Source organism: Bacillus alveayuensis (assembly GCA_030812955.1).
GTDB classification, from domain to species: Bacteria; Bacillota; Bacilli; order Bacillales; family Aeribacillaceae; genus Bacillus_CB; species Bacillus_CB alveayuensis.
This window is the reverse complement of sequence record JAUSTR010000002.1, coordinates 170,280-184,198: the sequence shown is the minus strand read 5'-3', so window position 1 is coordinate 184,198 and position 13,919 is coordinate 170,280. Positions and strand designations below refer to the sequence as shown.

Annotated in this window: 14 protein-coding genes and 1 riboswitch; all 14 genes read right to left on the bottom strand. The window is 37.6% G+C overall.

The window, feature by feature from the left end; translation table 11 throughout:
* Window positions 1-66: 66 nt before the first annotated feature.
* The 14 genes from J2S06_RS05655 to J2S06_RS05590 all read right to left on the bottom strand — a co-directional run bounded on the left by J2S06_RS05655 (window position 67) and on the right by J2S06_RS05590 (window position 13,913).
* Window positions 67-1,467: a bifunctional metallophosphatase/5'-nucleotidase gene (locus J2S06_RS05655; protein WP_419151604.1), complete on the bottom strand. Its 1,401-nt coding sequence runs from the start codon at window positions 1,465-1,467 to the stop codon at window positions 67-69.
* A 21-nt stretch (window positions 1,468-1,488) separates the two neighbouring features.
* Window positions 1,489-2,310, bottom strand: a complete 822-nt coding sequence (locus tag J2S06_RS05650) for a sulfite exporter TauE/SafE family protein (protein WP_419151603.1) — start codon at window positions 2,308-2,310, stop codon at window positions 1,489-1,491.
* A 14-nt stretch (window positions 2,311-2,324) separates the two neighbouring features.
* Window positions 2,325-3,179, bottom strand: coding sequence for a DUF72 domain-containing protein (locus J2S06_RS05645; RefSeq protein WP_419151602.1), 855 nt, complete (start codon window positions 3,177-3,179; stop codon window positions 2,325-2,327).
* A gap of 155 nt (window positions 3,180-3,334) precedes the next feature.
* The gene (gene sufB / locus J2S06_RS05640; RefSeq protein WP_044895907.1) at window positions 3,335-4,732 is read right to left on the bottom strand and encodes a Fe-S cluster assembly protein SufB; all 1,398 of its coding nucleotides are present in this window, start codon (window positions 4,730-4,732) and stop codon (window positions 3,335-3,337) included.
* Window positions 4,733-4,765: 33 nt separating this feature from the next.
* Window positions 4,766-5,203, bottom strand: coding sequence for a Fe-S cluster assembly sulfur transfer protein SufU (gene sufU, locus J2S06_RS05635; RefSeq protein WP_419151601.1), 438 nt, complete (start codon window positions 5,201-5,203; stop codon window positions 4,766-4,768).
* Window positions 5,193-6,413, bottom strand: a complete 1,221-nt coding sequence (locus J2S06_RS05630; RefSeq protein WP_419151600.1) for a cysteine desulfurase — start codon at window positions 6,411-6,413, stop codon at window positions 5,193-5,195. Before J2S06_RS05630 ends, sufU begins: the two co-directional genes overlap by 11 nt.
* On the bottom strand, window positions 6,413-7,723 hold the full coding sequence (sufD, locus tag J2S06_RS05625) for a Fe-S cluster assembly protein SufD (RefSeq protein ID WP_419151599.1): 1,311 nt from the start codon (window positions 7,721-7,723) through the stop codon (window positions 6,413-6,415). Before sufD ends, J2S06_RS05630 begins: the two co-directional genes overlap by 1 nt.
* A 17-nt stretch (window positions 7,724-7,740) precedes the next feature.
* Window positions 7,741-8,526, bottom strand: coding sequence for a Fe-S cluster assembly ATPase SufC (gene sufC, locus J2S06_RS05620; RefSeq protein ID WP_419151598.1), 786 nt, complete (start codon window positions 8,524-8,526; stop codon window positions 7,741-7,743).
* Between the two features lie 272 nt (window positions 8,527-8,798).
* Window positions 8,799-9,047 (bottom strand): hypothetical protein, encoded by a 249-nt coding sequence (locus J2S06_RS05615; protein WP_152643034.1) that lies wholly within the window; start codon window positions 9,045-9,047, stop codon window positions 8,799-8,801.
* A 101-nt stretch (window positions 9,048-9,148) separates the two neighbouring features.
* On the bottom strand, window positions 9,149-9,520 hold the full coding sequence (locus tag J2S06_RS05610) for a carboxymuconolactone decarboxylase family protein (RefSeq protein ID WP_419151597.1): 372 nt from the start codon (window positions 9,518-9,520) through the stop codon (window positions 9,149-9,151).
* A gap of 140 nt (window positions 9,521-9,660) precedes the next feature.
* Entirely contained in the window at window positions 9,661-10,485 is an 825-nt protein-coding gene (locus tag J2S06_RS05605; RefSeq protein WP_419151596.1) for a MetQ/NlpA family ABC transporter substrate-binding protein, read from the bottom strand.
* 11 nt (window positions 10,486-10,496) lie between these two features.
* Complete coding sequence (locus tag J2S06_RS05600; protein ID WP_419151595.1) at window positions 10,497-11,165, bottom strand: methionine ABC transporter permease; 669 nt, start codon at window positions 11,163-11,165, stop codon at window positions 10,497-10,499.
* On the bottom strand, window positions 11,158-12,183 hold the full coding sequence (locus J2S06_RS05595; protein WP_419151594.1) for a methionine ABC transporter ATP-binding protein: 1,026 nt from the start codon (window positions 12,181-12,183) through the stop codon (window positions 11,158-11,160). The genes J2S06_RS05600 and J2S06_RS05595 overlap by 8 nt, the downstream gene beginning before the upstream one ends.
* A 203-nt stretch (window positions 12,184-12,386) precedes the next feature.
* Window positions 12,387-12,498: riboswitch (SAM riboswitch) on the bottom strand.
* Between the two features lie 95 nt (window positions 12,499-12,593).
* Complete coding sequence (locus J2S06_RS05590; RefSeq protein WP_419151593.1) at window positions 12,594-13,913, bottom strand: O-acetylhomoserine aminocarboxypropyltransferase/cysteine synthase family protein; 1,320 nt, start codon at window positions 13,911-13,913, stop codon at window positions 12,594-12,596.
* Window positions 13,914-13,919 lie beyond the last annotated feature (6 nt).

Sequence of the window (13,919 nt, the reverse complement as noted above, 5' to 3'; positions counted from 1 at the left end):
CACTCCTTTCCTATTTATACTTTATGGAAATACAAAGGAAAGGGTGAAATGACAGCTTCGCCCATTTTAGGCTTTACTCAATTTTTGCAGCTTCCATTCCAAAACATCACGGAGCATTTCCGGCATATAATATTGTTTTTCTTTTGCATGACTCAATTCTGGATATAATGGACCAAGTGTAAACATATCAAGAGTTGCGACAGCATACATTCGATTCGGGTCAAGAGGTTTCCCATTAATATTAATCTGTTGGACATGTTCTGCGCCATCATTCAATGTTTTTGCGATCACTTCTGCACCAGAAAAAATCATTCTTCCCATTACCTTGCCACGAAAACCGAGTCCTTTTAATTGAAGCTGCTCCATTTTTTTTGTACGTGCTTGTAAAATCACTTCTTTCAGTTGATCTCCTTTTAGCATAACTTTACAAGGATTTATAGGATGTGGACAAATCCGATGAATATCTCCTTTCGTAACAGGTCCTTTCGGTAAAGATTCAAGTAAAACTCCTGCATTGACCATTGCTAATTCGCCATCACACCATTCTTGAATGGCAGAAGCTAAAAGCTTTGCAAATGGGGAGTCAGAAAACCAATGAACTTCTAATGGCTCTTTTAGCTCTGCAACTTTTTTTTCAAGATGCTTTTTCGCTTTATCAACGTTTCGTTCTAACCATCTTTGTGTTTGCTCATCCTCTTTTGTGAGCTGTTTTATGTCCATTAGCTCTGCCTTTATATGAATTAATTTCCTTTCGCTTACATCAATTGAAAGTTCTACATGTCCAATCCATTGCCCATATTTCCCTGCTCCAGCGAGTAAACTGTTTCGCACATATTTTCCTGTAGGTAATACGTGATGTGTGTGTCCACCAAGGATTAGATGAATTTCGGGGAATTGTTCGGCCACCCACTCATCATCTGTAATGCCCAAATGAGATAATAATATAATGATGTCTGCCTCATTGCGAATTGCTTGAAGCACTTCTTTTATGCTTTCAAAAGGGCTGACAATTTTCCATCCAAGCATTTCGTAAAATTTTTCATAGTAAACCGTGACACCTAACAAGCCGATTTTAAATCCGTTTGAACAATTTATGATCAAATAAGGCTTGGCCCATTTCGGCCTCATTCCATTCGCATCATAAAGATTTGACACAATAATGGGAAAATGAGCATTTTCATATAATTCATTTAACGCTTTGTAAGACAACGTAATCCCTTCATTGTTTCCAATTGTAACAGCATGATAATTCAATTGATTTAGAAGGGACACATTCGCTTTCCCAGCTGTAGCTTCTGATAATGGTTGAGAACGATCGACGTGATCGCCAATATCAAAGAGTAAAAATTCTTCGCCATTTTGTTCATGAATGATTTGACGTTCTTTTAAATAATGAGCAATTTTCGGCCAATTTTCAAAATGGCTATGTAAATCATTTGTATGATACACATGGATTTTATGTAACAAGTTCCACCTCTCCTTAACATATTATTCCAGCCCTTGGAAAATCAGGCGTATTCCTACTATAATTAAAATAATTCGAAGTAGCAGCACAATCTGTTTGCTTTTAAGACGTTGGTTGATTTTCGCTCCCCATTTTCCGCCAAACCAAGCACCAGGAATTAAACAGAGTGCATATAACCAATTCACATGTCCTAAGCTTATGTGTGTAATAGAGCTAACAATGGAAGATAAAAAGATGATAAACATCGAAGTCGCTACAGCAATATGAGGAGGGAATAAAAATAACATGATCATCGCTGGAACCATTAGAGACCCTCCACCAATTCCAAACAAGCCGGATAAAAAACCAACAGAAAATGCCACAACAATTCCGACCATTGGATGAAAGCCATAAGCATGTTCTACTCCTTGATGATCGGTAAACTTTCGTATATATCCTTTTGTTACATCCTTCCTTCTAGGTTTCATCCGTTCATTTAATAATAGTAAGATGGAACAAAAAATCATAAATAGACCAAAATAAACAGAAAAGGACTGATTATTTAAGCTTTTATTTACCCAAGCTCCGACGAATGCACCCGGACCGCTGCCGATAAATAATATTAATCCACTTTTATAATCTACTTTTTTATATTTCATATACGCTAGTGTAGACGATAAACCAGTAAAAATGATCACAACTAAGGAAGTACCAACAGCCACTTGTGGAGTAATATCCTTCAGTATAGGTAAATATGGTGAGAGAAATAATAAAGCAGGGACGACAATAATTCCTCCACCTAAACCAAGCAAGCTTCCAACCGTTCCACCAATTAATCCAACCAAAAATAGTATTATTAGGTCCATGATGAGTACTCCTTTTATTCAAATTCAAACAGATCTAGCTGTCTTGGTGCTAGACCATCATATTGCAAGTTTAATAGTTGTATGAACTGCTTTGCATTGTCAGCAGCATCTCCACCGGAATTGTTATTAAAAAGAAAGTAAATGTCACGCGTTTGCTCTTTCAGGATCGCTAAATTGTTTTTCCACTCGATAAGCTCCTCTTCATTATAGCGATATAAATACCTCACATCACGCCAATTTCCTTCACTCGGCTTTAACCAACCATGCACATTGCGGCCATGCATTCGAACAAGCGTTTTTTCACGATCTGTACATTGTAATACAGTTGGAACTGAACCACTTCCAACTTGAGGCTCATCACAAATGCTATGAATCCATTTTTCGTTTTTCATAAATTGAAGAGTTTTTTCTCGGTAATTCGGTTCAAACCATGATTGATGTCGAAATTCTAAGGCACACGGAATATTGTCCATTTGTTCCTTACAAAAACGAAGATAATCAACGTGCTCCCGTTTACAGTCAAACCACGGCGGGAATTGAAATAGCACCATCGCAAGCTTTTTCGCTTCAATAAAAGGGATCAGCATTTGTTTAAAGGCGAAAAACATTTCTTTTTTGCTTGAAAAAGGAATCTCCCCTCGTGAATGACCTGTCATTCCTTGATAAGCCTTCACAATAAATTGAAAATTTTCCGGAGTATCCAAAACCCATTTTCGAATATTTGCTTCTGGCTGAATAGCATAAAACGTCGCATCCACTTCTACAGTCGGAAAATGAGCAGCATACTCTCTTAATTTATCAGTTGACGGTAATTTAGCACGATATAAAGAATCATGGTCTCCCCAACCTGTTAAGCCGACATAGATCATGTTGAACCCCTATCTATGTATATTCTTTTCTATATCCATCATAATACAATCTGGAAAAAGATTCACTATTTTGGTCAAAACAATGCAATTGCCAAAACATTTTTGAAAAAATGAGGGAAAGCCCACCTTGATTAGTGAGCTTTCCCTTCAATTCATTAACCGATAGAGCCTTCCATCTCAAACTTGATTAAACGATTCATTTCAACAGCATATTCCATTGGCAGTTCTTTCGTAAATGGCTCGATAAAGCCCATGACGATCATTTCTGTTGCTTCTTCCTCGGAAATACCGCGGCTCATGAGATAAAATAATTGCTCTTCCGATACTTTTGAAACTTTTGCTTCGTGTTCCAACGAAATATTATCATTTAAAATTTCGTTATATGGAATCGTATCGGAAGTAGATTTGTTATCCATGATCAGCGTATCACACTCAATGTTTGCACGTGCTCCATCTGCCTTGCGGCCAAAGTGGACTATACCACGATATGTTACTTTTCCACCTTGTTTTGAAATAGATTTCGATACAATCGTAGAAGAAGTGTTTGGCGCTAGATGAATCATTTTTGCGCCAGCGTCCTGGTGCTGACCTTTGCCGGCAAGAGCGATGGAAAGGGTCATGCCACGAGCGCCTTCACCTTTCAAAATTACGGCTGGATATTTCATCGTTAGTTTTGAACCGATATTCCCGTCAATCCATTCCATCGTTGCATTTTCTTCACAAACTGCACGTTTCGTTACTAAGTTATAAACATTATTCGCCCAGTTTTGAATCGTTGTATAGCGGCAATAAGCATTTTTCTTGACGATGATTTCAACAACCGCACTGTGTAGGGAATTCGTTGTATAAACAGGAGCTGTACATCCTTCAACATAATGGACATGAGCCCCTTCATCAACAATGATTAACGTCCGTTCAAATTGCCCCATGTTTTCAGAGTTAATACGGAAATATGCTTGTAAAGGCGTATCTACCTTTACACCAGGTGGTACATAAATAAATGATCCACCAGACCATACAGCTGAGTTCAATGCCGCAAACTTATTGTCTGTAGGTGGTACAACGGTTGCCCAATGCTTACGGAAAATATCTTCATTTTCTTTTAAGGCACTATCCGTATCTTTGAAGATAATTCCCATCGCTTCAAGGTCTTCTTTCATATTGTGGTAAACAACCTCAGACTCATATTGAGCAGATACCCCTGCTAAATATTTTTGTTCTGCTTCAGGAATTCCTAATTTATCAAAAGTACGCTTGATTTCTTCTGGAACCTCATCCCAAGAACGTTCAGATCGTTCTGAAGGTTTGACATAATACGTAATTTCATCAAAGTCTAATGCGGATAAATCTCCGCCCCATTGAGGCATAGGCATGTTGTAAAAATGCTCTAATGATTTTAAGCGGAACTTTAACATCCACTCTGGCTCTTGCTTCATTTTAGAAATTTCTTCGACGACTTCTTTCGTTAAACCTCGTTTTGCACGGAAAATGGAAACGTCCTTATCGGCAAAGCCATATTTATAATCGCCAATTTCAGGCATTTTTTTCGCCATTTTGCTCACTCCATTCCTTTTAAAGTTATGGCATTAGCTGTTTTCGCTTGTTTGAATCCCTTTTTCTAAGGCCTTCCACGCCAAAGTAGCACATTTAATGCGCGCCGGGAATTTTGATACACCTTGTAGCGCTTCAATATCTCCTAAATCCAGATCATCATCATAATCTTTTCCTTGCATCATATCTGAAAATATTTTAGAAAGCTTTAGTGCATTTTCGATTGTCTGGCCTTTTATAGCATTTGTCATCATGGAAGCTGAAGACATTGAAATAGAGCATCCTTCACCTTCAAACTTCGCATCAACTACTTTCCCATCTTCTATTTTCATGGTCAAATGGATGCGATCCCCACATGTTGGGTTGTTCATATCTACCGTTACGCTATCTTCTAAAACCCCTTTATTTCTCGGGTTTTTATAATGATCCATAATGACTTGACGATATAAAGTGTCAAGATTATTAAATGACATTTCCAAAATACTCCTTTGTTTTTTGTATTGCTAATGCAAGTTTATCAATCTCATCCTCTGTGTTATATAAATAAAAGCTTGCTCGTGCCGTTGCACTAACATTCAACCATTTCATGAGTGGCTGAGCACAATGATGTCCAGCCCGAACCGCTATACCTTCAGCATCTAACACGGTTGCTACATCATGGGGATGCACATCTTCAATATTAAAGGTAACAAGACCAGCTCGTTCTTGCGGGCCGTAAATGGTTAATCCTTCGATTTCCGAAAGTCTTTGCAACGCATATTGTGCGAGCTTATGTTCATGGTTTGCGATATTGTCTAAACCGATATCCTCTAAAAAATCAATGGCCGCAGCTAAGCCGATCGCACCAGCAATAATTGGAGTTCCAGCTTCAAACTTCCACGGAAGCTCTTTCCAAGTAGACTCATATAATCCAACAAAATCGATCATTTCACCGCCAGTTTCCACTGGCTCCATATTCTCTAAAAGCTCTTTCTTTCCGTATAATACCCCAATCCCCGTTGGTCCACACATTTTATGACCTGAAAAAGCAAGGAAATCACAATCAAGGTTTTGAACATCGATTTTCATATGCGGTGCACCTTGAGCCGCATCCACAACCATGACTGCTCCATTTTTATGAGCAATTTCCGCTATTTCTTTAATCGGGTTAATCGTCCCTAACACATTTGAAACAAGTGCTAATGATACAATCTTTGTTTGATTCGTTACCGTTTCTTCAACATCTTTTAAGGCAATCGTTCCATCCTCTTGTAATGGAATGTATTTCAATTTTGCACCTGTTTCTTTTGCGACTTGCTGCCAAGGAATAATATTCGCATGATGCTCCATATAACTGATGACAATCTCGTCGCCTTTTTGTAAATGGGAGAGGCCATAGCTAGATGCAACCATATTTAAAGCCGTTGTTGTCCCTCTTGTGAAAATAATTTCTTCAATCGATTTTGCTTGAATAAATTGGCGAACTTTTTCCCGTGCATTTTCATAACCGTCTGTTGCTCTAGTTCCTAATGTATGAACACCACGGTGTACATTGGAATTGTATTCACGGTAATATTTTGTAATAGCTTCAATGACAGGCAGCGGCTTTTGAGAAGTCGCTGCACTGTCTAAATATACTAATGGATGGCCATTGACTTCCTGATCTAAAATAGGGAATTGTTTACGAATATCTTGGATATTCATTATCGAACTTTCCTTTCAATAACTTCTATTAATTGTTTTTTGACGCCTTCAATCGGCATGTTGTTCACAACTGGTGCCAAAAATCCATGAATAATTAATCGCTCTGCTTCTATCTTTGGAATTCCACGGCTCATTAAGTAATAAAGTTGAATTGGGTCAACTCGACCAACAGAAGCTGCATGTCCAGCCGTTACATCATCTTCATCAATGAGAAGGATCGGATTCGCATCACCGCGGGCTTGATCGCTTAACATGAGAACACGAGACTCTTGCTCAGCATTTGATTTAGATGCACCATGTTCAATTTTACCGATTCCATTAAAGATAGAAGTTGCATGATCCTTCATAACACCGTGTTTTAAAATATAGCCTTCTGAATGTTTACCGAAGTGAACAACTTTTGTCGTGAAGTTTTGAGTTTGGTTGCCGCATCCAACTACAACTGTTTTCGTATCGCCGAAAGAACCGTCACCTACTAAATTCGTTACATTTTCTGAAATGGTATTGCCTTCATTCATTAATCCTAAAGCCCACTCAATACGTGCATCACGACCAGCCACACCGCGGCGGTTTACATATATCGTAATGTTTTCTACTAAATTGTCAACAGCTCCGTAGCTAACCTTTGCATTTGTACCTGCAATCACTTCTGTTACTAAGTTAAATACAGCCTTTTCAACTTTTGTTGTGGAAATGTAGTTTTCTACATACGTTACAGAGCTATTGTCATCTGCCACAACAATAACATGGTTGAATAAATTTGCATCAGGATTTTCATGGACAAACACAGCTTGTAGAGGTGCCTTTACTTCGATGTTTTTCGGAACGTAGACAAACACCCCGCCATTCATATAAGCTGCATGTAGAGCTGTTAAACGGTGCTCATCCACTTTCACACCATCTTTCATAAAGTATTTTTGTAAAAGCTCTCCATGCTCACGTGCAGCTGTATGAATATCGGTAAAAATAACACCTTGCTCTTTTAATTCATCTGATAAGGAAACATAGGCAGGTGTATTGTCGCATTGTACATATAAGTTTTTATGGTCCTCATCTAAATCAATTAATGTTTTAACCTCTTCAGGAAGCTCTTCTAGATTGTTTAATGGTTTCCCTTCAACAACATGCTTCTCAAATTGTGTAAAATTCCATTTATCAATTTTTGTTTTATCCGGCTTTGGCATTGGAAGGTCATAAGCCTTTCTAAGAGCGTTAAGGCGAACTTCTTTTAGCCAATCCGGTTCACCGAGTTCCTTGGAGTAATTTGAAACGTATTCTTGATCGAATGGTAATTTCGTATCAACAGTCATTTTCATCCCCCTAACGCTTACGCTTCTTGCCCTACTGTTTCGTCTTCAATGCCTAACTCTTGCTTAATCCAATCATACCCTTCAGCCTCAAGGCGCTGAGCTAACTCGGCACCACCGGATTTGACAATTCGACCTTGCATCATAACATGTACGTAATCTGGAGTAATGTAGTTAAGAAGGCGCTGATAGTGAGTAATAATTAAGCATCCAAACTCTGGGCTGCGCATTTCATTAATTCCTTTAGAAACAACTTTTAATGCATCTATATCAAGCCCAGAGTCAATTTCGTCTAATATCGCAATTTTCGGCTCAAGCATCATTAATTGGAGAATTTCATTGCGTTTTTTCTCCCCACCAGAGAAGCCTTCATTTAAATAACGCTGTGCCATATCTTGATCCATTTCTAAGAATTCCATTTTCTCATCCATTTGACGGATAAATTTCATTAAAGAAATTTCATTGCCTTCACCGCGACGTGCATTAATCGCTGAACGAAGGAAATCTGCGTTCGTAACCCCGCTAATTTCACTTGGATATTGCATTGCTAAGAAAAGACCAGCACGTGCTCTTTCGTCAACTTCCATCTCTAAAACGTTTTGATCGTCTAACGTAATGCTGCCTCTTGTAACCTCATATTTAGGGTGTCCCATAATGGCGGAAGATAAAGTTGATTTACCAGTTCCGTTAGGGCCCATAATGGCATGGATTTCTCCACCTTTAATTTCCAAATTGACGCCCTTTAAAATTCCTTTACCTTCTACTGAAACGTGTAGATCCTTAATCGTTAATGTTGAACCTGCCATGAATATACCTCCAATTATCTACAATATTTACTATCTTAATTCTCAATTTATTCTCATTCTAATTTTATAGGAAATTAAATTTAAATACAACTCTTAATAAGCACTCATCATATAATCCCAAGAATTTCTTCTATTTTTCCCAATAATTTTCATGACAATTACCATCATAACAAAAATTCCTGAAATGATGTAAAATCATTCTTAAATTTTTATAATAAAAACAGAACCAGTCAAGTTTATGACTGGTTCCGTATGATTTCATGATTTTTCCTCTAAATGTTGGCAATAATACTTTGACTTTTGGCATAATCTTCTTCTCGTTTTTTCTCCACTTGCATTCGCTTTTTATGATCGCGGCTATATTCTTTATAGCCCATTCCATGAAACTGATGCATCGACTTTTCCATTTCAGGCGTCACTTTCAGGTCAAGCATCTCTTGACTTGTATAAATAAAAATCATCCCTTCAAACATTTTTTTGATCGCGCGAACAATGATCATCATATCAAGCATTGCTTGCACTTATCAAATCGTAAAAAAGAGGATTTGAAAGGATGACAGCAAATAAGAGAAGGAAAAATTCCTGACCCTCAAATTTTCAGATAAATGCTCTTATTTTCTTTCTATTGTACAGGATTTGATGGACGCAAATCATTCAGACTATTTTGTACAAGTGTGACAACTTGACTCAAGGCCGCCCCACCGCCAAATGCTGCTGCAACTCCTGCTGACTCAAAAATTTCTTCTTCTGAGCAATGATGGTCTAAACATCCTTTTAAGTGATAAATCATGCAATATTCGTCTTGCAAAACCATACTAATACTAAGTGCCATTAAATGCTTTTGTTTTTGTGAAAGCGTTCCTTCTTTAAAACATGCTTCTGTAAATGCGTTGTAATGGCCAGCAAGATCTGGCATTTTTTTCGTAAATGCCCCTAGCCCTTCTTTATATTCGCGCAATACTTGCTCTGTAACATTCATATTTTGCTCTCGCATAATATCACCTCAACGGAAATTGTTTCAAGGTTAGTATGGTGTGAGAACAAAATAATATGCAAATTTCATAAGAAAGAGGCGGTGTTTCATAAAAAAACTGGTGAAACACTCGTATGTTTTCACCAGTTTCCTTATATTATTTATTCTGCAGCAGGTATGACAGAGCCTTGATATTTAGAATTAATGAATTCTTTAATTTCTTCTGATTGCAGCACTTCAACTAATGCTTTAATTTTTTCAGAATCTTTGTCCTCGCTTCTTACAGCAATGACATTGACATATGGGTTATCCTTTGGAGATTCTAAGGCAATCGCATCTTTTGAAGGGTCTAGCCCAGCATCTAATGCAAAGTTTCCGTTAATTAAAATGGCATCTCCTTCATTGTTTTCATACGCCTTTGTTAAAAATGGCGCTTCAATGTCTGCTTTAAATTGTAAGTTTTTCGGATTTTCTGCAATATCATCAATCGTTGCTTCCGTTTTTTCGACACCATCTTTAAGTTTAATTAAACCTTTTTCTTCAAGCATTGAAAGCATGCGGCCATGGTCAGCAACAGAGCTGCTCATAATGATTGTCGCTCCCTCTGGAAGCTCCTCTAATGATTTATATTTTTTAGAGTATACTCCAATCGGTTCAATATGAATACCTCCTGCATTCACAAAATCATAACCGTGCTCAGCTTTTTGCGATTCTAAATATGGAATATGTTGGAAATAATTTGCGTCAATTTCCTTTTCTTCTAACGACTTATTTGGTAATACATAATCTGTAAATTCCACAATCTCTAATTCATAGCCCATTTCTTTTAAAAGTGGTTTAGCCTCTTCTAAAATTTCCGCATGCGGAACAGGTGAAGCTCCGACTTTAATGACTTGATTTTCCCCTTCTTCACTACTGCTTGTCCCACAAGCTGCAGTAAAAACAGCAAGTACAGTAAATAAAGCGGCAAGTAATAATTTTTTCATCTTTTTTCCTCCTATCGTTTATCTAATTTTGCAGTTATTTGATCTCCAATATATTGGATGATAAAAACTATCAGTAATATTAAAATGGTTGCAACAACAGTAACATCGTTATTATTTCGTTGAAAGCCCTCTAAATAGGCAAGATTCCCAAGTCCTCCAGCTCCTACAACACCAGCCATTGCTGTATAGCCTACTAAAGCGATTGCGGTTACCGTAATACCAGAGACTAAAGCAGGCATTGATTCTGGGATGAGGACTTTGAAAATAATCGTACTTGTTTTCGCACCCATCGCTTTTGCTGCTTCAATAACCCCTTTATCAATTTCCCTTAAGGCAATTTCAACCATTCGTCCGTAAAAAGGCGCCGCACCAATGATCAATGCAGGTAAAGCGGCATTAGCTCCTAATATGGTTCCAACAACAGCTTTTGTAAAAGGAATAAGAAGGATGATGAGAATGATAAAAGGAATGGAGCGAAAAATATTCACGAATGATGCTACAATGCTATTAATAAATCGATTTTCCCAAATGTTTCCTTTTGACGTTAAAAATAATAATAAACCAAGAATAATTCCAATTATAAAGGTAGCGAAAACGGAAACACCCGTCATATAAATCGTTTCTAGAGTAGCCTCCCAAACTTTATCCCACTTCACATTCGGTAATAATTGTTTAAGCATTTGCGATCACCTCCACTTGCACATGATGTTTCCGGAGAAATTCGATCGCTTCATCAATACTTTTTTTGTCGCCATCAATATGGATAAATAATGTGCCGTAAGCTCCACGCTGTGTTTGTGAAATTTTCCCTTGTAAAATATTAATGGAAATATCAAACTCGTTCATTAAGTTAGAAATAATCGGCTGCTCAGCTGCATCTCCAATAAATGTTAATTGAACAATTTGTCCACTTTTATATTGAGATAATAAATGACTAATCGTTTCTTTCGTTTCTTCAGGCTCTGTTACTTGCTGCACAAATCGACGGGTAATTGGTTGTTTAGGGTGACGAAAAACATTCAATACTTCACCCTCTTCAACAATTCTCCCATTTTCCATGACAGCAACACGATGACAAATTTTTCGAATCACATGCATTTCATGAGTAATTAATACGATCGTTAATCCTAATCGTTCATTAATATCAACGAGTAAATCTAAAATCGAATCCGTTGTTTGAGGATCGAGTGCAGACGTCGCTTCATCACATAGCAAAACTTTTGGATTGTTTGCTAATGCACGGGCAATTCCTACACGTTGCTTTTGTCCTCCACTTAGCTGGGAAGGATAAGCTTTTTCCCTTCCTTCAAGACCTACAAGCTTAATTAACTCACGAACCCGCTTGATCCGCTCTTTTTTTTCAACTCCTGCAATCTCTAAAGGAAAAGAAATATTTTCCTCAATGGTTCTGGACCAAAGTAAATTAAAATGCTGGAAAATCATACTAATTTCTTGACGAGCTTTACGTAATTTCTCCCCTTTAATTTCGTCGATTCTAATTCCACCGATTTCAATGGAGCCAGAAGTAGGCTTTTCTAAACCATTTAACAATCGAATAAGCGTACTTTTTCCTGCACCACTATATCCGATGATTCCGAATATTTCCCCTTTTTTAATACGAAGATTTATTTGATCAACAGCTTTTACATCGCCATTTGGAGATGAATATATTTTCGTTATATTGCTAAGAGAAATCACTTTTTCACCTTCTTTCAAAACGAAGTTAACACATGATGTGCGACTGCCAAGCTTATGATAAGGAGACGATAGCCTGACATATAGTTTGTACGTAAAATGATCTACTAAGTCGTTTAACCTCTTTATTTTCAAGATATTTTTCGATGGTGTAAAAAAACCTTTCTGCATGAGCAGAAAGGCATAATGCAAGCATCTACACCTTTCTCTCATCTTTCAAAGCGATTCATCGCTTTGCGTGAATTGGCACCATTTCAACGTATCGTTGACGGTTGCCGGGCTTCATAGGGCACTTCCCTCCACCTCTCTGGATAAGAGAAAATAAAATGTAAATATTCTGTTAAGCATAACACCAAAATTCAACTGAATTAGATTCTAGCATTGATGATTGGCCATGTCAATAAAAAAATCGATTAATTCGTGACAGATTCCGAATGATTTGATCTTTTCCCAGTTGCTTTTTCAATCGCCTGTTCTAAATCGTCTAATATATCATCAATATGTTCAATTCCAACCGATAAACGAATTAAATCTTCCGTTACACCCGCCTGTTCTAATTCCTCATCACTTAATTGCTGGTGTGTTGTGCTAGCTGGATGAATAATGAGACTTTTAGCATCGCCAACATTGGCAACGTGAGACCAAAGTTGAACGGAATCAATTAATTTACGTCCAGCTTCTCGTCCGCCGTTTATTCCGAAAACAATAACAGAACCTGCTCCTTTTGGTAAATATTTTTTCGCTAAATCGTTTGCAGGATGGTTTTCAAGCTCTGGATAAAGAATCCAATTTACACTTGGGTGATTTTGTAAGTATTGAACAACTTTTCTCGTATTATGAATATGCTCCTTCATTCGAACATGCAATGTTTCAAGACCTAGATTAAATTGAAAGGCATTATAAGGACTTAATGCTGGCCCTAAATCCCGCAATAATTGAACACGGGCTTTCACTATGTATGCTAAAGGCCCTAACGCTTCTGCATAAACTAAATTATGGTAACTCGCATCTGGAGTTGTAAATCCTGGGAATTTTTCAGTATTCCAATCAAATTTTCCTCCATCTACAATAATTCCACCAAGTGTCGTACCGTTTCCTAATAACCATTTCGTAGCCGAATGAACGACAATATCTGCACCATAATCAATTGGTCTGCATAAATAAGGAGTAGCAAACGTATTATCGACAATTAGTGGAATTCCCGCCTCGTGTGCTATTTTTGCAACTTCTTCTATATCTAGAACATGCAAGCTAGGATTTCCGATCGTCTCAGCGAAAATAGCCTTCGTTTTAGGAGTGATCGCTTTTCTAAAATTATTTACATCTTCTGGGTCAACAAAAATTGTTTTAATACCATACTTTGGTAATGTTGTCGAAAATAAATTATATGTTCCCCCATATAAAGTGGATGCTGCGACAATTTCATCACCTGCATGAGCAATGTTTAATATCGCTAATGCAATCGCTGCCATTCCACTCGAAACCGCAAGAGCACCAACACCGCCTTCAAGTGCCGCTACCCGTTCTTCTAATACTGTAACGGTAGGATTGTGAATTCTTGAATAAATATACCCTTCTTCCTTAAGGGCAAATAAGTTTTGAGCATGTTCCGTATTCTCAAATAAATATGCATTTGATTGATAAATCGGAACAGCCCTTGCCCCTGTCCTTGAATCTTTTTTTAAACCACCATGTATACTGATAGTCTCTAAACGATAGGATTGTTCTCCCATCTTTAC